This is a genomic window from Polaromonas naphthalenivorans CJ2 (assembly GCF_000015505.1).
GTDB classification, from domain to species: Bacteria; Pseudomonadota; Gammaproteobacteria; order Burkholderiales; family Burkholderiaceae_C; genus Polaromonas; species Polaromonas naphthalenivorans.
Genome location: NC_008781.1, coordinates 1,331,044 through 1,349,697, shown reverse-complemented (window position 1 = coordinate 1,349,697; position 18,654 = coordinate 1,331,044). Strand labels below are relative to the sequence as shown.

The 18,654-nt window shown below is 63.3% G+C and carries 15 protein-coding genes and 1 pseudogene; 6 read left to right on the top strand and 10 right to left on the bottom strand.

Annotated elements, in window-relative coordinates:
• Positions 1 to 167 precede the first annotated feature (167 nt).
• The 5 genes from PNAP_RS06285 to PNAP_RS24895 all read right to left on the bottom strand — a co-directional run bounded on the left by PNAP_RS06285 (position 168) and on the right by PNAP_RS24895 (position 2,508).
• A complete protein-coding gene (locus PNAP_RS06285; protein ID WP_011800661.1) occupies positions 168 to 818 on the bottom strand; it encodes a methyltransferase family protein in 651 nt (216 codons plus the stop codon).
• The gene (locus tag PNAP_RS06280) at positions 815 to 1,105 is read right to left on the bottom strand and encodes a DUF2933 domain-containing protein (protein ID WP_011800660.1); all 291 of its coding nucleotides are present in this window, start codon (positions 1,103 to 1,105) and stop codon (positions 815 to 817) included. Before PNAP_RS06280 ends, PNAP_RS06285 begins: the two co-directional genes overlap by 4 nt.
• A gap of 105 nt (positions 1,106 to 1,210) precedes the next feature.
• The gene (locus PNAP_RS06275) at positions 1,211 to 1,471 is read right to left on the bottom strand and encodes a DUF5676 family membrane protein (protein ID WP_011800659.1); all 261 of its coding nucleotides are present in this window, start codon (positions 1,469 to 1,471) and stop codon (positions 1,211 to 1,213) included.
• A gap of 13 nt (positions 1,472 to 1,484) precedes the next feature.
• On the bottom strand, positions 1,485 to 1,898 hold the full coding sequence (locus tag PNAP_RS06270) for a hypothetical protein (RefSeq protein WP_011800658.1): 414 nt from the start codon (positions 1,896 to 1,898) through the stop codon (positions 1,485 to 1,487).
• A gap of 163 nt (positions 1,899 to 2,061) precedes the next feature.
• Positions 2,062 to 2,508: a hypothetical protein gene (locus PNAP_RS24895; protein WP_049763646.1), complete on the bottom strand. Its 447-nt coding sequence runs from the start codon at positions 2,506 to 2,508 to the stop codon at positions 2,062 to 2,064.
• A 250-nt stretch (positions 2,509 to 2,758) separates the two neighbouring features.
• On the opposite strand from PNAP_RS24895, the gene PNAP_RS06260 reads away from it, so the two are divergent.
• The 3 genes from PNAP_RS06260 (at position 2,759) to PNAP_RS06250 (ending at position 8,142) form a co-directional block, all read left to right on the top strand.
• A complete protein-coding gene (locus PNAP_RS06260) occupies positions 2,759 to 4,096 on the top strand; it encodes a TAXI family TRAP transporter solute-binding subunit (protein ID WP_011800656.1) in 1,338 nt (445 codons plus the stop codon).
• A gap of 75 nt (positions 4,097 to 4,171) precedes the next feature.
• The gene (locus PNAP_RS06255) at positions 4,172 to 6,868 is read left to right on the top strand and encodes a cation-translocating P-type ATPase (protein ID WP_011800655.1); all 2,697 of its coding nucleotides are present in this window, start codon (positions 4,172 to 4,174) and stop codon (positions 6,866 to 6,868) included.
• Positions 6,869 to 6,933: 65 nt separating this feature from the next.
• Entirely contained in the window at positions 6,934 to 8,142 is a 1,209-nt protein-coding gene (locus tag PNAP_RS06250; RefSeq protein WP_041377047.1) for a M20 aminoacylase family protein, read from the top strand.
• A gap of 3 nt (positions 8,143 to 8,145) precedes the next feature.
• Here the strand turns inward: PNAP_RS06250 and PNAP_RS06245 are convergent, their stop codons facing one another.
• From PNAP_RS06245 to ettA, 3 genes are all read right to left on the bottom strand, one after another.
• Entirely contained in the window at positions 8,146 to 10,494 is a 2,349-nt protein-coding gene (locus PNAP_RS06245) for a DUF1631 family protein (RefSeq protein WP_011800653.1), read from the bottom strand.
• Between the two features lie 94 nt (positions 10,495 to 10,588).
• Positions 10,589 to 11,131: a DUF1415 domain-containing protein gene (locus PNAP_RS06240; protein WP_041376565.1), complete on the bottom strand. Its 543-nt coding sequence runs from the start codon at positions 11,129 to 11,131 to the stop codon at positions 10,589 to 10,591.
• Between the two features lie 13 nt (positions 11,132 to 11,144).
• Positions 11,145 to 12,806 (bottom strand): energy-dependent translational throttle protein EttA, encoded by a 1,662-nt coding sequence (ettA, locus tag PNAP_RS06235; protein WP_011800651.1) that lies wholly within the window; start codon positions 12,804 to 12,806, stop codon positions 11,145 to 11,147.
• Positions 12,807 to 13,145: 339 nt separating this feature from the next.
• Here ettA and PNAP_RS06230 point away from each other — a divergent pair, with 339 nt between their 5' ends.
• Positions 13,146 to 14,861, top strand: a complete 1,716-nt coding sequence (locus PNAP_RS06230) for a DEAD/DEAH box helicase (RefSeq protein WP_011800650.1) — start codon at positions 13,146 to 13,148, stop codon at positions 14,859 to 14,861.
• A 196-nt stretch (positions 14,862 to 15,057) separates the two neighbouring features.
• Positions 15,058 to 15,564, top strand: coding sequence for a hemerythrin domain-containing protein (locus tag PNAP_RS06225; RefSeq protein ID WP_011800649.1), 507 nt, complete (start codon positions 15,058 to 15,060; stop codon positions 15,562 to 15,564).
• Between the two features lie 20 nt (positions 15,565 to 15,584).
• Here the strand turns inward: PNAP_RS06225 and PNAP_RS06220 are convergent, their stop codons facing one another.
• Positions 15,585 to 16,529 carry a prenyltransferase gene (locus PNAP_RS06220; protein WP_011800648.1) on the bottom strand — a complete coding sequence of 315 codons (945 nt, stop codon included), beginning with the start codon at positions 16,527 to 16,529 and terminating at the stop codon, positions 15,585 to 15,587.
• A 216-nt stretch (positions 16,530 to 16,745) separates the two neighbouring features.
• On the opposite strand from PNAP_RS06220, the gene PNAP_RS06215 reads away from it, so the two are divergent.
• Positions 16,746 to 17,528, top strand: a complete 783-nt coding sequence (locus PNAP_RS06215) for an SDR family NAD(P)-dependent oxidoreductase (protein WP_011800647.1) — start codon at positions 16,746 to 16,748, stop codon at positions 17,526 to 17,528.
• A gap of 7 nt (positions 17,529 to 17,535) precedes the next feature.
• Here PNAP_RS06215 and PNAP_RS28305 read toward each other — a convergent pair.
• A pseudogene (locus tag PNAP_RS28305) lies at positions 17,536 to 18,490 on the bottom strand (IS630 family transposase).
• Positions 18,491 to 18,654: the final 164 nt, after the last annotated feature.

Here is an 18,654-nt window from a genome sequence, read left to right as displayed (position 1 = left end):
GAAAGTCGAGGTGAAAAGAAATACGCGCTTCGGGACAGCCCCAACAGGCCACGCGAAGAGAGATGCAGGAAAAGGTGAAAGTCATCAGCGGCATTACCGTCAAGGGGGTCTGATGTTTGAATGATTTGCCATGAACTTCTCCCGATAAATTTTGGAGCATGTCGGGGTCAATTGCTGGTTGACCGACGAAGCAATCGTGGAAGGAAGCGCGGTGTACGCTGCGCATAACGATCAAAGACGTCACCAAATTGCGCACGCATCTCAGCCTCTTCAGTCAGCGCCAGGCGCCCGTACATCACCAGCAAGATGGGGAACATGACCAGGGTCAGCAGCGTCGGCCATTGCAGCAAGAAGCCCAGCAGGATCAGGACAAAAGCCACGTACTGTGGATGCCGAATCACGGCATAAGGCCCGGTGGTCGCCAGCGCATGCTGGCGCTGGGCGTGGTACAGCACATTCCAGGCGCTGGACAGCAGGATGAACCCCCCGGCCAGAAAGAGGTAGCTGGCAAGATGCAGGACACCAAAGTGAGAGTTACCTTTCTCGCCCAGCAAGGTGGCCCACAGGTGACCGGTGTCGTGGGACAGGAGGTCAAGACCCGGATACCTGGTCTGCAACCATCCAGACAGCAGGTAGATGGTCAACGGGAAGCCGTACATCTCGACAAACAAGGCCACGACAAAAGCGGCAAAGGCCCCAAAGGTTCGCCAGTCCCGGGCCGTTGCCGGCTTGAAAAAGCTGTAGGCAAACAGGATGAAAACGGCTGAATTGAGGGCAACCAGGAGCCACAGTCCGTAGGCCGGCTGGTCATGGGTCATGAGGGATCCCCCTGATTCGGTTGGGCTGGCTGCTCCAGCCCTGATTTTGTTTTGCCAGGGCCATGGTGACGGCCATGACCCCCATGGCCGTGATGCATGAACACATGCATCAGCGGGCAGGCCAGGAGCAGCAGGTAGGGCAGCGCACCCAGCAAGTGGGCGCGGTGCTCGCTCAGCAAAAAGTAGGCGGCGACGGCACCGAACACCACCAGGCCCAGGCCGTACCTGGAGCGCCAAAATGGCGGCGCGTTAGTCTGGCCTGGCTGTAGATCGTGGTCGTGGCTCATTTGGAAACCTCCTGGTCTGAACGGGCTAAAGCCTGCGCATCGGGCCGCCTTCAGCCCTGCAGAACGCCTTGCGGGATGGTTGCGCCTTCCCAAAGCGGGAGTTGATCAACGCGCCAATCGGCTGGACAACCAGACAAAGAACACACCGGCAAAAAAGGCCCAGATGCTCAGAACGAGGAGCGCCGTCAGGAACCCCGTCCACGCGAATGGCCGCGGCTGCACCATGCTGCTGAAGTCCATGCCATGGAACAGGTTGTTCATGAAGCCCAGAAACGGACCTGGCGCCAGAGCCCAGATCAGCGCGCACAGGGCATAAAACAGCCCGACGGTGATGGCTAGCGCGAGGCCCGTGCGCAGCGGTGTCATGGCATGGGCTCCTTTATTTCGCCGGCGCCACCGGCATCCGGTCCATCATCATTTTCATCATGGTCTGCATCATCTCCATGCGCTTTTCCATCATCTGCTGATGCGCGCCCATGTCGCCCTGCATGCCTTTCATGCCTCCCATGCCGGCGCCGCTCATGCCCTCCATCATGGCCATGCCGTCCTGCATGGTTTTCATGTGTTCGGCCATCAGTTTGCTGCGCTCTTCCGGGGTCTTGGCGTTCATCATCTTTTCGTGCATGGCCTGCATGGTCTTCATTTGCGCATCCATCTTGCTCATGGAGCCGGGCGTGGCCATGCCGCTGGCAGGCGCGGCGCCCATGGGCATGCCCGGAGCCGTGTTGCAGGCAACCAAGGCGCTGGTGGCGGCAAGGGCAATGGCGAGGGGAACGAATCGAAAACGGGTCATGAAAAACTCCTGGTTAGGTGGCGAAAACGGAAACGGAAATGGAAATGCGGTTGCTTGCGGGAAACACCGACGACGCTGGCGCGATGTCTGACTGGATTGAGAAATCCGCGAAATGAGCGCGGACCGCCGGGCGCAAGGCTCGGGGCGCAAGTGCAAAGGCGGGCTAGAGTGCCAGCCGCGAGTAGCGGACCCGCAGAGGCAGCCCAGGCGTGGCGGGCTGCATGTCATCCATTTGGCCAAGCGCCGGAACGACGGGCGCCGCTGCGGTCCAGAGAACCACAAGCAGGGGCGCCGGACCTGGATCGGTCTGGGCAACCTTCAGATCCGGCTTGGGTACAGAGCGTGAGCCCTCATCGCAAACCTTCAGGCAGGGCGCCGTGGAGGCGTGCGAATCATCGCCGTGGCTGGCAACGGCGCCCGCATGGGCGGGCCATGGGGCGGGCGCATGCGCAATCCCGGAAAATTCGGCTGTAGCAATGCCATGGGAGTGCGTTTCCTGCGCTTGCAGAAGACACGCGTTGGCAAGCCCTGAAGCCAGCGCAAACAGCCACACCAGCAACACCATGAATGCGGTGCTGCGCTTGGCGCGGGTGTTTGAAAAAAGCTTCATAAGGACATGAGTCACGGTTGGCTCATGCTACGCAGGCCGCGCGATGAAGTATTGACTTTTGTCAACCGACAAGTTTTACCTTTCCCTGTCCAGCGCGCCAAGCGCTGATGGGGCGGTGCGTTCTCAGTATTTATATTGCTATCAAAAAAGTAGCTGTATATGCTTACTGCTATTGCGAAAACACCTATTTTCATCATAAAAACAAGCGCTGGGATGCCTGACGGCGCCCGGCCCATGCTAAGGTTGCTGCATGAGCAAAACCATCCGCTACACCCTGCTGTCGCTGCGCGATCTGGCGGTTTCCGCCGGTCCCTTCCTGGTGCTGGCCGTCACCCTGCTGACGCTGGCCTACTGGTGGCTGGACCCGAACCCGCCCAAGCGCGTGACGCTGGCCACCGGCCCGGCGCAAAGCGCCTATGAGGAGTTCGGCAAGCGCTACGCAAAAATCCTGGCCCAGGACGGCATCGAGGTCGTGCTGCTGCCGTCGCAAGGCTCGGCCGACAATTTCCAGCTGCTGCGCGAAGGCAAGGCCGACCTGGGATTTGTCCAGGGCGGCACGCGTGAAGCCCGGCCCGAGGACGAAGCCATGCTGGAGTCGCTGGGCAGCCTGTTTGTCGAGCCGGTGTGGCTTTTTTACCGCAAGGATGTGCTGCCAAAATCCGCCGGCGCTTCGCTCGATGCGCTGACCCAGCTGCAGGGCTTGCGCGTGAACATCGGCACCGCCGGAAGCGGCATTCCCAGCCTGATGAACAAACTGCTGGCCAGCAACAACATCGATCCGTCCAGCCTCAAGCTCTCCGAGCTGGAGCAGACGCCGGCCACCGTTGCCTTCCTGGAGGGCCGGCTCGATGCCATCGTGTTCGCGTCCGCGCCCGAATCGCTGATGGTGCAGATGCTGCTGCAGACCCCGGGCGTCGGGCTGATGGATTTTCCGCAAAGCGAAGCCTATTCGCGGCGCTTCGCCTTTCTGAGCCCGGTCGTGCTGCCGCGCGGCGTGGTCGATCTGGCGGGCAATATTCCATCGCAGGATGTGCGGCTGGTCGCCCCGACCACGGCGCTGATCGACCGCAAGGAAACCCATCCGGCCCTGCTGCAGCTGTTTGTTCAGGCGGGCAAGCAGATCCATGGCGGCGCCGGCTGGTTCAGGCGCGCGCGCGACTACCCCAACCTGGCGAACAACGAATTGCCGATTGCCGCCGAGGCCGAGCGCAGCATCCACAGCGACAAGCCTTTCCTGCAGCGCTACCTGCCCTTCTGGGTCGCCAATCTGGTGGAACGCATGTGGCTGGTGATGGGCATTATTTTGGCTGTCATGCTGCCGCTGTCGCGCATCGTGCCGCCGCTGTACGAGTTTCGGGTGCGCTCGCGCATTTTCCGCTGGTACGGCCAGCTCAGGGACATTGAAAACCGGGTTGACAGCGCCGACGAGCCGCACGCGCTGCTTGACGAGCTGACCCACCTGGAACGCCGCGCCGAAAAAATCAGCGTGCCGCTGTCTTACGCCAGCGAGCTGTATGCGCTGCGCAACAACATCCAGCTGGTGCGCAGGAAACTGCAGGGCCGGCAAAAACACCCGGGCGTAGCATAAGCACCGCCCAACCCGGAGCTGCGCTTTGACTTGCCGCCGTTGTGCGCTACGCTGGCAAATTTGAACAGGCTGCGCATGACCTCAACGACCCAGGCTGCGGCAAACGAAACTCCCTCGGCGGCGCCATGGCATGCCCTGGCGGCCGAACAGGTGCTGGCGCAACTGGCATGCGACCCCGCATCGGGACTGAGCGCCGCGGAGGTCGCCCGGCGGCGCGCGCAGGGCGGCGCCAACACCCTGCCCGAGCCGCCGCGCCGCTCTGCGCTGCTCATCATCGCGCGCCAGTTCCAGAGCCCGCTGATCTACATCCTGTTTGCGGCGGCGGTGCTGGCGGTGGCGCTGTCGCACTACGGCGACGCGGTGGTGATCCTGCTGGTGGTGCTGGCCAATGCGCTGATCGGCTCCCTCCAGGAGGGCCGCGCCGAGCGCTCCATGGCCTCGCTCAGGCAACTGTCTGCGCTGCGTGTTCGCGTGCTGCGCGGCGGCCAGGAAGCATCGGTCGAGGCGCGTGAGCTGGTGGCTGGCGATGTGCTGCTGCTGGCGGCAGGCGACGCGATTGGCGCCGATGCACGACTGATCGAGCAAGCCCAGCTGCAGGTCGCCGAAGCGGCCCTGACCGGCGAGTCGGTTCCGGTCAGCAAGGCGACGCTGGCCCTGCCGGAAGCGACCGGCCTGGCCGACCGCCACAACATGGTGTTTTCAGGCACCTACGCCACCGCCGGGCGCGCCCGGGCGGTGGTGGTGGCGATTGGCAGCCAGACGGAAGTCGGCCGCATTGCCGGGCTGACCGAAACCGCGACCGAACCCAAGACCCCGCTGGAGCAGCGCATCGAGCAGTTTGGCCGCTGGCTGGTGGCGGCGGCGCTGGGGCTGTTTGTCACGGTGGTCGCGCTAGGTTTGTGGCGCGACCTGCCGCTGGCCGAGGTGCTAATGGTGGCCATCAGCCAGATGGTGTCGATGGTGCCCGAAGGCCTGCCGGTGGCCATGACCATCGCGCTGGCCGTGGGCATGCAGCGCATGGCCGCGCGCGGCGCCATCATCCGCCGGCTGTCGGCGGTCGAGACGCTGGGCTCGACCACCGTGATCTGCACCGACAAGACCGGCACCCTGACGCGCAACGAAATGACCGTCAGCCAGCTCTGGCTGCCCGGCGGCATCACGGTAGCCGTCAGCGGCATCGGCTACGCGCCCGAGGGCCAACTCAGCGCTGACCATGCGGGCACCCTGCCGCTGCTGCAGGCCGCCGCGCTGTGCAACGATGCGCAACTGCTGCCGCCCGGAGAAGCCCGCGCCCAATGGTCGGTGCTGGGCGACCCGACCGAAGGCGCGCTGATCGTGCTGGCGGCCAAGGCCGGGATTGACCTGGAGCAGTTGACCCGCGACGCGCCGCGCGAAGTCGAGCTGCCTTTTGACTCCGACACCAAGATGATGGCCACGCGCCACCGCTTTGCCGATGCGCCGCGCCGGGTGTTCATCAAGGGCGCGCCCGAAGCGCTGCTCTGCCTGTGCGCCACCAGCGATGCCGCAGTGGTCCAGGCGGCGCGCACGGCCGCCGAAGCCATGGCCGGTCGCGCGCTGCGCGTGCTGGCATTTGCCGTGGTGGACGACGACCCGCTGGACGCCGGCACGGGCTTTTGCGCCCTGGCAGGACGCGTGCGCCTGCTCGGCCTGGTCGGCCAGATCGACCCGCCGCGCGAAGAGGTCAAGGCCGCCGTCGCCGAATGCCGGGCCGCCGGCATCCGGCCGGTCATGGTGACCGGCGACCACAAGCTCACGGGACTGGCGATTGCGCGTGAACTCGGCATCGCCCGCGAAGGAGATCACGCGGTCGATGGCGCCGAACTGGAGCGCATGGGCGAGGCGGATTTGCGCAGCGACCTGGACCGCATCGCCGTCTTTGCGCGCGTGCATCCGGCGCAAAAACTGCGCATCGTCGAGGCCCTGCAGGCGCGCGGCGAGGTGGTCGCCATGACCGGCGACGGCGTCAACGACGCACCCGCGCTGGCGCGCGCCGATGTCGGCATCGCCATGGGCATCACCGGCACCGAGGTCGCCAAGAGCGCGGCCAAGATCATCGTCACCGACGACAATTTTTCGACCATCGTCGGCGCTGTCGAGCAGGGGCGCGTGGTCTATGGCAACCTGAAAAAGGTCATCCTGTACCTGTTCGCCACCTCGATGGCCGCAGTGCTGGTGCTGATACTGGCCCTGCTGGGCGGCTACCCGCTGCCGCTGGTGGCGGTGCAGATCCTGTGGATCAACATCGTCACCGAGGGCACGCTGACCGTGAACCTGGTGATGGACCCGCCCGATGGCGACGAGATGAAGCGCGCGCCAGTGCCACGCGATGACCCCTTGCTCGGGCACGCGATGCTGGCGCGCGTGGCGCTGATGACGCCGCTGATTGCCGGGATCACCTTTGGCTGGTTCTGGTGGCGGCTCGGGCAAGAGGTGCAGATCGGGCTGGTGCGCACCGAAACCTTCACGCTGCTGGCGATGTGCGCGTGGTTCAACGTGCTGAACTGCCAGTCGGCCAGCCGCTCGGCGCTGGCGCTGGGCGTGCTGAAGAACCCCTGGCTGCTGGGCGGCCTGGGGCTGAGCCTGCTGCTGCAGGCACTGGTGCTGTATGCGCCGCCCATGAACACCCTGTTTCATACCGTGCCGCTGGCGCCCGCCTCGCTGCTGCCGCTGGCAGCGCTGGCCAGCAGCGTGCTGTGGGCTGAAGAGCTGCGCAAATTCATCGTGCGCCTGGGGCGCGGGCCTGCGCCATGACGCTTCAAGCATCTACCCTTCTTCGTGCAAGCCTGGCTTCAAACTCATTTTTAAAGGTGCTCAACGTGAAAATTATTGACTCCCTCGCCTCCGGGGCCGCAGAAATCGCAGCCGTTCGCCGTGACATTCATGCCCACCCGGAACTGTGCTTTGAGGAACTGCGCACGGCCGACGTGGTGGCCCGTCAATTGACCGGCTGGGGCATTCCGGTTCACCGGGGCATGGGCACCACCGGCGTGGTCGGCATCGTGCATGGCCGCGACGGCGGCGCCTGCGGGCGCGGCGTCGGCCTGCGCGCCGACATGGACGCCCTGCCCATGCAGGAATTCAACACCTTCGCCCATGCCAGCCAGCATGCGGGCAAGATGCACGCCTGCGGTCATGACGGCCACACCGCCATGCTGCTGGCCGCCGCGCAGCATTTGTCAACGCACCGCGACTTCGACGGCACGGTGTACCTGATCTTCCAGCCAGCCGAGGAAGGCGGCGGCGGCGCCCGGGAGATGATCCGGGACGGCCTGTTTGAAAAGTTTCCCATGGAAGCTGTTTTTGGCATGCACAACTGGCCGGGCGGCGCGGTCGGCACTTTTGCCGTCAGCGCCGGTCCGGTCATGGCCTCCAGCAACGAATTCAGGATCGTCATCCGTGGCAAGGGCAGCCATGCGGCCATGCCGAACATGGGCATCGACCCGGTTCCGGCCGCCTGCCAGATGGTGCTGGCCTTTCAGACCATCATCAGCCGGAATAAAAAACCGCTGGACACCGGCGTCATCTCGGTCACGATGATTCATGCCGGCGAAGCCACCAATGTGACTCCTGACTCCTGTGAACTCCAGGGAACCGTGCGCACCTTCAGCACCGGGGTGCTGGACCTGATCGAGCAGCGCATGAAAGCGATTGCCGAACACACCTGCGCAGCTTTCGAGGCGCAGTGCGAATTCGAGTTTTCGCGCAACTATCCGCCGACCATCAACGCTGCGGCCGAAGCTGACTTTGCACGGCAGGTCATGGTGGACATCGTGGGCGCGGACAAGGTGCTGGCCCAGGAGCCCACCATGGGCGCCGAGGATTTCTCCTACATGCTGCAGGCCAAGCCAGGCGCTTACTGCTTCATCGCCAACGGCGAAGGCGAGCATCGGGAGATGGGTCACGGCGGCGGCCCCTGCACGCTGCACAACCCGAGCTATGACTTCAATGACGAGCTGATTCCCCTGGGCGGCACTTACTGGGTGCAACTGGCCAGCCGCTGGCTGAACACGCCCGCCAGGGCTTGATGCTTAACCGCCCTTGCGCTGCACGCTGTTTTGCATGGCGGTGCGAGCCACACTGTCGAGTGCGCCTTCAAACACGCCCTGCTGGCTGATCACCTTGACCAGGTTCAGCTTCAGCAGATGACGCAGCACATGGGAAGTCATCGAATGCTTGCGCCCGCCTTCGCTGGTGAACATGAACAAGGTGCTGCGGGGGCTGATCCATGTCAGCTGCGCACGCAACCATTGCATGTCCACGAGCAAGTCAACCCAGTCGCCCAGATTCAGGCCAATGCTCTCGCCCAGCCCAGCCAGTCCGGATATGGCGGCACTGACGCTGTCCTGCGGCTCAAGCATGTCGTTCCTGGGCTCTCCCGCCACGGACGGACCATCCCAGTCCTCCATGAAGCCTGAATGCTGGGCCTCGGAAGGCGCCATCCACAGCGGCGCGACATCCTGGTCTTCAGCTTCGGCAAACATTTTCTCCAGCACATGGGTCTTTTTGGGCGCGTCCGCAGGCACTTCGGGCCGGGCCTTGAGCGCAACCCGGTGCACAGCCATGAGTTGATCAAAAAATGGGCGGGATTGTTCAACGGGGAAATCGATCGATGCCAGCCCCTGCCTGAGCGACTGGAGCATGTCCGGGATCATTTTAAGAAGCCGCTTTTGATGGCTTGCGACCGGCGCAATATCAAGACTCCAGAGTACATCGCCCAGCGTCAGGCTGAATACGGCCTGGCTGGTGCCAAATGTTTCACTCTGGCCAGCCAGCCGTTCCCGCGCCATGACCTGCGCCCAGGGGCCGGTGAGGAAGGCAGTGATGGTGCGGCTGCTTTCGACGAAATCGGGGCGCGCCCTGATTTCATTCGCAATTTCTGCGGCCATCAGGTTGCGCTGCTCTGCCTGCAGCAACGCCTGTACCGCCAGACGCTGGGCCTGTCGGTGTTCCGGGGTATTGCGGTTCTGCCGGCGCTCGAAGTCCTGAAGCAGCTCGGCAAAATGCTGGGCATCGCTGACCTGGCTCTGCGCAAGCAGGACGGCAACCTTCTGCAGGTTCTGCATGAATTCTGAAAAACCCGGTGCGTTCTCGCTGGCATATCCCAGGCTGGCACTGGTGATGGTTTCCAGCAGTTTTCTGGCAGGATGGGTTTTGTCGCTGAAAAACCGGGGGTCGGTCACCGCCAGGCGCAAAAAGGCCGGCTCGATGCTCGCAATGACCTGCCTGACCGGCGCCAGGAGCCGCTCGTCATTGGCCATCTGCTCAATCATCAGTCCAACCACTTCAATGGCCAGTGACTGGCCCAGGGTTTTGGCGTCTGTCTTGAGGCGCGCGCGTAATTGCGCGACAGGCGGCGAGGGAGCAGGCCGCGTCAGTTTCGTTCTGGCGGAAACCAGTCCCTTCTCTTCAAGTTCAGTCAGAACGTCAAGCGCGGCGGGCACGGTATGCGAAAAGTCCTGATGCACAAGCTCTTCGGTTCCGAAAGCCGAAAACGAAGTGGGTTCATGGGAAGAATTTTCATAATCCCCCACCAGCAGATGGTGCAGGTGGTCGAGCGTGAGCAATGGCTTGCGACTGGCTTGCGCCGAGTCATTTTCAACAACTTCAGGCTTGCCATACCCTGTATTGGCCGGTTCAGGAAAATCTGGGGACGCCTGGAATCCCTCCAGCCTTCCGGTCGGCCAAGCCCTTCCAGTCCTGCCTTGAGGCGCACCGACGACGCCGTAGGCAGCCGGCTCGATGCCCTGGCCAGCCAGGAAATCATTCAGCAACACATACAGCGCCTGCAACTCTTCGCCCATGATCCCGGCGCCATCGAGCAGCCAGCAGGCACGCGTCTGGCTGGAAACGGGAAGTGACTGCAACAACTGAATCAAGGCCAGGGTGATGACTTCGGGACGCAGTGGGTTGCTGTCGCCCTTGACCACCAAAAATCCCTGCGCGGTACTCAGGCGCGCGGAAAAACCGGCCAGCCCTGATTCGCAAGCCAGCCTGACGAGTTGCTGCAGGCGCGCGCTTTCCACGGCTTCCTGGACCTGGTTGTCACCCATCAGTTCCAGTTCGTCAAAGCTCACGGATGACAGCGAACGCCGGGGATTGAGCGATTTCCTGACCGTACCGGCAGCGGCATCATCGGCAATGGCTTTTTTCAATTTTGCTGAAAACCCTTGCTCAAACATGAGCCGGTTCTTCTTGAGCACTGCGATGGCAGCCTGGATCTGATGCCGTTCCGCAGGCTCATGAACGGCCAGGGAGCGCTCGTACATCGCGCTCACAAGTTTTGAAGACCAGCGGTCAATCAGGAAGGCCGACTGCCTGAGTACCTCGTCAACACACGACTGGAAGGCCGCAGTCGGAGCTTGTGATGAAGTCGTCATGGCGTTTGGTACCCCCCTTTAGGCGAAATTTGCAATAACACAACAAGACAGGCGGACAGAAGGTAAAACCCTGTTTTGCCCAGTACGGTCCATCTCAGGAATGCAGACCCAGATCCCGCCAGCCGGAATGCCCCAGCTTTTCCAGTGTCTTGATATTCTCTTCAAAAATGGCTTCGGCTTGCGGAAAAGCCTGCACCGCGCGGTCTATGCTTTCCTCGCGCAGCAAATGAAGCATAGCAAATGGCGCACGATTGGTGTAATTGCTGATGTCGTCTGGCTCGGTGCCGTCAAACTGGAATTTCGGATGAAAACTTGCCAGCTGCACCACGCCTTCGAGCGCATGCTCGTCCAGCACGCCTTCGGCGATTTCCAGGAAATCATTGAAGTCCAGAAAATCATCAAACAGCGTCGGGTGAATCAGCAGCGTCGTGTCGATTTCCTCCGCCGGCGTGGCCACCAGCAGGTCAAGCTCGCGGTCCAGCTCTTCGAGCAGGTCGTCGGCATGGCGGGCCTGGCTGACGACCAGCCGAACCTGGTTCTTGACGTAAACCGCCTTGGCAAACGGGCACAGGTTCAGGCCGATCACGGCTTTTTCAAGCCAGTGACGGGTCTGCTTCAGGACATCCTCGTCGGTCATGCTCACGCCCGGATTACTTGAGGTTCTTGAAGCGCATGCGTTTGGGCTTGGCGCCCTCTTCGCCCAGACGCTTCTTCTTGTCGGCTTCGTATTCCTGGTAGTTGCCGTCAAAGAAGGTCCACTGGCTGTCGCCTTCGGCGGCCAGGATGTGCGTGGCAATGCGGTCGAGGAACCAGCGGTCATGGCTGATGACCATGAGGGAGCCGGCGAATTCGAGCAGCGCGTCTTCCAGCGCGCGCAGGGTTTCCACGTCCAGGTCGTTCGACGGCTCATCGAGCATGAGCACGTTGCCGCCGGCAATCAGGGTCTTGGCCAGGTGCAGGCGTCCGCGTTCGCCGCCCGACAGCGTGCCGACGCGCTTTTGCTGGTCGCCGCCGTTGAAGTTGAAGCGCCCGCAATAGGCGCGGCTGGGCATCTGGAACTTGCCGACGTTCAGGATGTCCAGGCCGCCCGAAACGTCTTCCCAGACGGTTTTTTCGTTTGCCAGGTCATCGCGGTGCTGGTCCACGAAGGCCATGCGCACGGTCGAGCCGATCACCACTTCGCCGCTGTCGGGCTGCTCCTTGCCGGCGATCAGCTTGAACAGCGTCGATTTACCGGCGCCGTTGGGGCCGATGATGCCGACGATGGCGCCGGCCGGAATGGTGAAGCTCAGGTTGTCGATCAGCACGCGGTCGCCAAACGACTTGGTGACGTTGTGGAACTCGATCACCTGGCTGCCCAGGCGCTCGGCCACCGGAATGAAAATCTCGTTGGTTTCAACGCGCTTCTGGTATTCGAAATCGGACAGTTCCTCGAAGCGTGCCAGCCGGGACTTGCTCTTGGCCTGGCGCGCCTTGGGGTTCTGGCGCGACCATTCGAGTTCCTTTTTCAGCGCCTTGGCTCTAGCTTCCTCGCCTTTTTGCTCCAGCGCCAGGCGGTCGCCCTTCTGGCTCAGCCAGGAGCTGTAGTTGCCCTTCCAGGGAATGCCGTGGCCACGGTCAAGTTCCAGAATCCATTCGGCGGCGTTGTCGAGGAAGTAGCGGTCATGGGTAATAGCGACGACAGTGCCGGGATAGCGCTGCAGGAACTGCTCCAGCCAGTCCACCGATTCGGCATCCAGGTGATTGGTCGGTTCGTCGAGCAGCAGCATGTCGGGCTTGGACAGCAGCATGCTGCACAGGGCGACGCGGCGCTTTTCACCGCCCGAGAGCAGGCCGATCTTGGCATCCCAGGGCGGCAGGCGCAGCGCGTCGGCGGCGATTTCAAGCTGGTGCTCGGAGTCGGTGCCCGCCGTGGCGATGATGGCTTCCAGCCGGGCCTGCTCGGTCGCCAGCGCGTCAAAGTCGGCATCGGGCTCGCCGTAGGCGACGTACACCGCTTCAAGCTGGGCCTTGGCCGTGAACACCGCGCCCATGCTGGCTTCAACGCTTTCGCGCACCGTGTGTTCCGGGTCGAGCTTGGGTTCCTGCGGCAGGTAGCCGATGTTCAGGCCCGGCATCGGCGTGGCTTCGCCTTCGATATCCTTGTCCAGCCCGGCCATGATCTTGAGCAGGGTGGATTTTCCGGAGCCGTTGACGCCCAGCACGCCAATCTTGGCGCCCGGGAAAAAACTCAGGGAAACGTCCTTGAGAATCTGTCGTTTGGGCGGCACGATTTTGCCGACCTTGTTCATGGTGAATACGTACTGAGCCATCAGATCACTTTGGTAAATAAAAACAGGTAAAAATAAATTGCCCGCGAGCCGGCCGGCAAATCAATGCAGTTTTCCGCAGGCTTGAGCGCACACCTTGGCGCGTAAATTAAAGCTGGAATTCTGGCGCGAATCCACTGATTATCGTTCCATGAGACAATGCGTGGGTTGCAGGGCTCCAGTTGCCCTCAACATTTGGGCACATCCCGGTACTGGCTCAGCCAGGCTGCCGACGATGCTCTAGCCCGACTTCCTGATCCCATCTGCCTATGACTGGCGGGTTGCCTTCAAACCAAGGCGCCCAACAGGCCGATCTTGAGCGCCACAGCGGCGCAACTACCCATGAAATTTGAAGAATTGAATCTGGCCCCGGCCATTTTGAAGGCCGTGCTTGAGCAGGGCTACGATACCCCCACGCCGATCCAGGCACAGGCTATTCCCGCCGTGCTTGCTGGCGGTGATTTGCTGGGCGGCGCCCAGACCGGCACCGGCAAGACGGCGGCGTTCACGCTGCCGCTGCTGCAGCGCCTCTCGACCGAACCGCGCCTGACCAACCGGCGCGGCGTCAACGCGGTTCGCGCCCTCATCATGACCCCGACGCGCGAACTCGCCGCGCAGGTCGAGGAAAGCGTTCGCACCTACGGCAAATACCTGGACCTCACCTCGATGGTAATGTTCGGCGGTGTCGGCATGGGCGCGCAAATCGAAAAACTGCGCCGTGGCGTGGACATCCTGGTGGCCACCCCCGGCCGCCTGCTGGACCATGCCAGCCAAGGAACGCTGGACCTGAGCCAGGTGCAGATCCTGATCCTCGACGAAGCCGACCGCATGCTGGACATGGGCTTCATCCATGACATCAAGAAAGTGCTGGCACTGGTGCCCAAGCAGAAGCAGACGCTGCTGTTTTCCGCCACCTTCAGCGATGAAATCCGCGAACTGGCCAATGGCCTGCTGCGCAACCCGCTGTCCATCCAGGTCACGCCGCGCAACACCACGGTGCAGCGCATCACGCAGACCATCCACCCGGTCGGCCGCAGCAAGAAGAAAGCCCTGCTGACGCACATCATCAACGAACACAACTGGAGCCAGGTGCTGGTGTTCACGCGCACCAAGTTCGGCGCCAACAATGTGGCCGAGCATCTGACCAAGGCCGGCATTCCCGCCATGGCGCTGCACGGCAACAAGAGCCAGACGGCCCGCACGCAAGCCCTGCAGGGCTTCAAGAACGGCGACATCCGCGCGCTGGTGGCAACCGACATTGCCGCGCGCGGCATTGACATCGACGAGTTGCCACACGTCGTCAACTACGAAATCCCGAACGTCAGCGAAGACTATGTCCACCGCATCGGCCGCACCGGCCGCGCCGGCAACAGCGGCCAGGCCGTCAGCCTGGTGTGCCTGGACGAAGAAGGCTTCATGCAGGACATCGAGCGCTTCACCAAGCAGAACATCGAAAACATCGTCGTTCCCGGCTTCGAAGCCGAACCCGGCGAAAAAGCCGAGCCGCTGGCCATGGGCCGCCAGACCATCTGGGGCGGCCTGGGCAAGCCGCCAAGCCGCGACGTGATGCAGGCCGCCGCCAAGGCAGCCCGGTCCGAAATGATGACCCGCATCCGCGACACCAAGGGCGCCCAGCCTGCGCGTGGCGGCAATGCCGGCGCGGGTGGACGCGGTGGCCGCGCCCCTGCCGGCAACAGCGCAGGCGCTGGCCGTGGCGGCAATGGCGGTGGCGGCTTCGCCGGCAACGGTGGCGGCAATGCCGACCGCCGTGGACCGGCACCGCGCCAGAATGCCAGCTACCCACAAGGCGGCCAGCCCGCTTTCAGCCAGCCACGAAGCGCGCATGCCCCGGCGCCGCGCCAGCGCGACAGCGAGTCCCGCAATGACTTCGACAGCCAGCAGCCGGCCAGCCACGCGTCGTCCGGATTCCCGTCGTCAGGCCAGCCCACAGGCAACCGCAACAACTTCCGTGGCGGCCCCCGCACCGGCGGCGGCGCGGGTGACCGAAGCAACGGACCTCGCCGTTCAGGCGGCCCGGGCTCGTTCACCGGCCGATAAGCAGCATTCGGCGGTTCGCTGAGTCACTGATTCACTGAATTAACCGCCGCGCACCACGCATCGCCCGACAGCCTCTGTGGCTGTCGGGCGTTTTGCGTTGTGGCCTGTCCATCTCGCGGATTCATGACCTGGATCAGCCTCGGGTAACCGGCCATTCATTAAGCTGGCGGATTCCCAAAACAGGAGCTTTTCCCCCATGTCCAATCTTGAATGGTCCGATGCGCTGGCGCTCAATCTCCCCGTCATGGACGACACGCACCGCGAGTTTGTCGAATTGCTCGCCGTGGTCGAAACCGCCAGCGACGAGACGCTGCTGTCCCACTGGCGCACGCTGGTGGATCACACCGATGACCACTTCGGCCGCGAAGACCAGTGGATGCAGGCCACGCGCTTTTCATCGACCAACTGCCACAGCGTGCAGCACAAGGTCGTGCTGCAGGTCATGCGCGAAGGCATTACGCATGCATTGGCCGGCGACCTGGGCGCCATTCGCCAGATGGCCCGCGAACTCGCCATCTGGTTTCCGCAGCATGCGCAGACCATGGATGCGGCGCTCGCCCTGCACCTGCGCGGCATCGGCTACGACCCCGCAACCGGCATTGTCGCCATGCCCGAGGCGCTGCCCAACAGCATCATCCACGGCTGCGGCGGCGCCAGCTGCTCCGACAGCGAAACACCCGAGCCCGCAGCACAGGCTGCATGACCCGGCCCCGGCCGTGGCATTCAAAGCCTGGCGCTCAGCACCAGCGCGACGGAGATCAACAGGCCATGAAGATTCGCGGCAAGAATGGTTGCCTTGATGGCAGGCGCGAGCCGGACCGGCTTGCCTGCATCGGCAAGCAGCCGCCGGCACGCCATGAAAGACAGCGCGGCCGGCACAAGCCCCAAGGCCGACCAGGCCGGCAAGGCGCCCGCCATGACCGCGACCGCCAGCCAGAGATAAGCCGCAGCCGTCAGAACCAAATAACCCCAGCGGGCTTTTTGCGTTCCCAGGCGCACGACCAGCGTGCGCTTGCCGGCGCGGGCATCGCCCAGCGCATCAGGAAACTGGTTCATATAAAGAATGGCTGCCACCAGAAGCGCAAAAGGCAGGCCGGCAATCAGCGGGCGTGCGGAAAATTCTCCACGCTGGACAAAATCAGTCCCCAGCACCACCATCAGCCAGCCGCCGGCAATCGCGCCTTCGCCCACACCGCGCGCCATCAGTTGCAGGGGCGGCGCCGAATAGGCCCAGGCGATCAGCAGGCCGGCCAGGCCGATCCAGATCAGCCCGCCAGCTGAATGCGCCGTCAGCCAGAGACCCGCCGGAATCACTGCGGCCAGCAGGCCATAACCGAAAAACCGGGTTTCGCGCAGGCTCAGGACGCCGTTCTGGATGAACCGGCTGCCGCCGGTAAAGGGAAACAGGCGTTCGTGATTGCCCGCATCCGCACCGCTCAGGGCATCGTGGTAGTCGTTGATGACATTGGCTCCTGCGTGGGCCACGAGCGCGAACAACACGGTCAGCAGTGCCTTTCCCACGTCAATCACCAGGCCGTCGGCGCTGGCGCTGCCCAGTCCGATCAGGGCGCCGGCAAGCGTGACGCTGAGAAACGCAGGCCGTGTCGCCGCCAGGTACCGGACCAAGGGATTGGCAAAACGCTGCCGGCTGGGTTCAGGGGGGTTCATTGAATCAATACTCCGGTTTCTTTTCATGGCGCAAAGACTCGCACGGGTCCATAGTGGACCTTTATTGGGCACTCAAATGACAGGCCAGCGGGGTGCATGAACGCATGAAGCATTTTTCCCAGACCTGCCCGCCAGCGCTGCTGGCGCTTAATATGGCGTCAATGCGAAGACCATAACTATTAAATTCATAGCTATAAACACAGATAGGATAAGCGCATGAGCAATAAATCATCAACAATTTCCTTCGGACTGGCGGGTCGGGTGTGCATCGTCACCGGCGGCGCGCAAGGCATTGGCGAGGCGTGCATCCGCCGCTTTGCCCGCGAAGGCGCTCAGGTCGTGGTTGCCGATATCGACGACGCTCGCGGCGCCGCGCTGGCGGGCGAACTGGGCGGCTTGTATGTGCACTGCGATGTCGGCGACAAGGCGCAGGTGGATGCGCTGGTGGCGCAAGCCATGGCGGCGCATGGCCGCATCGACGTGCTGGTCAACAACGCCGGGATTTTCAAGGCAGCCGATTTCCTGGAGGTCACCGAGGCCGACTTCGATGCCGTGCTGCGCATCAACCTCAAGGGCTCGTTCCTCGTCGGCCAGGCGGTGGCGCGTGAAATGGCCAAGGCGGGCCAAGGCAGCATTGTCAACATGAGTTCGGTCAACGCCGTGCTGGCGATTCCCACGATTGCCAGCTACAACGTCAGCAAGGGCGGCATCAACCAGCTGACGCGGGTCATGGCGCTGGCCCTGGCCGACAAGGGCATACGCGTCAACGCCGTGGCGCCCGGCACCATCGCCACCGAACTGGCCGCCAAGGCGGTGCTGACCAGCGAGGAAGCCAAGGCCAGGATCATGAGCCGCACGCCCATGAAGCGCCTGGGCGAGCCGTCGGAGATTGCCGACACCGTGGCCTACCTGGCCAGCGACGCGGCGAGCTACATCACCGGCGAGATCGTGGTGGCCGATGGCGGGCGCATGACGCTGAACTACACGGTTGCGCTCTAGAGCGGCTTCACCCTGACCCGCAATAGCCACAGTGGCGAACGTAGCGCTCGCACTCGGCGCTGCCAAACCGGTCGAGCAATTGGCCAATGGCGCTCCACAAGGCATCGACGGTTCTGGCCTGGGTCTTTCGCAGCATCGCCTTGAGCTTGGCAAAGACCTGCTCGATGGGGTTGAAGTCCGGGCTGTAGGGCGGCAGGTACTTCACCGTCGCCCCGGCTTGCTCGATGGCCGCCTGGATGCCGGCGACTTTATGGGCGCTGAGGTTGTCCATTACCACGATGTCGCTGGGCCGCAGTTCGGGCACGAGAAACTGCTCGACCCAGGCGCGAAAGGCAGGCCCGTTGAGGGGGCCGTCAAGTACCAGGGGCGCCCGAAGCCCCTGGGTGCTCAGCGCGCAGACAAACGTGGTGGTGCGCCAGTGGCCGGCGGGCGCAAAGCCCCGGCAGCGCTGGCCCCGCGGCGAGCGGCCCCGCGTCGGGGCCATGCCCGTGGTTGCCCAGGTCTCATCGAGGAAGATCAGCCGAGCGGCCGGCAGGCTTGGTTGTCTGGCGCTCCAGTCCTGGCGGGCCTGGGCGACGTCGGGCCGCGTTTGCTCGGCCGCGTGCAGGGTGATTTTTTTTTAGCGTCAGCCCGAACCGCCTCAGGGTCTTGAACATCGTGGTGGTGCCTACCTCGATGCCGTGCTCGGCACGCACCCACTGACGCAGCTCGCGCAGCGTCTGCGCCGGCGCTCTGGCGACCTGCTCGCGCAGCGCGCCCTCCAGCGCGGCCAGGCGCAGCGGCATGTGGTTATGCTGCGCGCCCGGGCCCGTCTGGCCGAGCCGCTCGCGGCGTGCCCGCGCCCGGCAGACATAGGCCTGGCTCACGCCAAAGCGCTCGGCGACCTCGCGCAGCACGCCTGGCGCGGCCAGCACCCGGTCGCGCAAATCCTGTGCATAGGCTTGTCCATTTCGCCACGACATGATCGATGACCTCCAAATCAGCCTTTGATCGACCTGGCCGTTCTCAGTTCCTTTGCTGGTTACAACGAAACCGCTCTAGCAGGCCCGTGGCTCAACAATTTTCCTGATCTGGCTGGGGAGCCGGAAAACATTCTTCGCGATGTTTTCCGCCTGGCGCGCCCAGA

Excerpts from the sequence above, each read along its gene's own strand:
- PNAP_RS06285 (WP_011800661.1), bottom strand. The coding sequence starts at position 818 with ATGACCCATGACCAGCCGGCCTACGGACTGTGGCTCCTGGTTGCCCTC.
- PNAP_RS06280 (WP_011800660.1), bottom strand. The coding sequence starts at position 1,105 with ATGAGCCACGACCACGATCTACAGCCAGGCCAGACTAACGCGCCGCCA.
- PNAP_RS06275 (WP_011800659.1), bottom strand. The coding sequence starts at position 1,471 with ATGACACCGCTGCGCACGGGCCTCGCGCTAGCCATCACCGTCGGGCTG.
- PNAP_RS06270 (WP_011800658.1), bottom strand. The coding sequence starts at position 1,898 with ATGACCCGTTTTCGATTCGTTCCCCTCGCCATTGCCCTTGCCGCCACC.
- PNAP_RS24895 (WP_049763646.1), bottom strand. The coding sequence starts at position 2,508 with ATGAAGCTTTTTTCAAACACCCGCGCCAAGCGCAGCACCGCATTCATG.
- PNAP_RS06260 (WP_011800656.1), top strand. The coding sequence starts at position 2,759 with ATGAGCAAAACCATCCGCTACACCCTGCTGTCGCTGCGCGATCTGGCG.
- PNAP_RS06255 (WP_011800655.1), top strand. The coding sequence starts at position 4,172 with ATGACCTCAACGACCCAGGCTGCGGCAAACGAAACTCCCTCGGCGGCG.
- PNAP_RS06245 (WP_011800653.1), bottom strand. The coding sequence starts at position 10,494 with ATGACGACTTCATCACAAGCTCCGACTGCGGCCTTCCAGTCGTGTGTT.
- PNAP_RS06240 (WP_041376565.1), bottom strand. The coding sequence starts at position 11,131 with ATGACCGACGAGGATGTCCTGAAGCAGACCCGTCACTGGCTTGAAAAA.
- ettA (WP_011800651.1), bottom strand. The coding sequence starts at position 12,806 with ATGGCTCAGTACGTATTCACCATGAACAAGGTCGGCAAAATCGTGCCG.
- PNAP_RS06230 (WP_011800650.1), top strand. The coding sequence starts at position 13,146 with ATGAAATTTGAAGAATTGAATCTGGCCCCGGCCATTTTGAAGGCCGTG.
- PNAP_RS06225 (WP_011800649.1), top strand. The coding sequence starts at position 15,058 with ATGTCCAATCTTGAATGGTCCGATGCGCTGGCGCTCAATCTCCCCGTC.
- PNAP_RS06220 (WP_011800648.1), bottom strand. The coding sequence starts at position 16,529 with ATGAACCCCCCTGAACCCAGCCGGCAGCGTTTTGCCAATCCCTTGGTC.
- PNAP_RS06215 (WP_011800647.1), top strand. The coding sequence starts at position 16,746 with ATGAGCAATAAATCATCAACAATTTCCTTCGGACTGGCGGGTCGGGTG.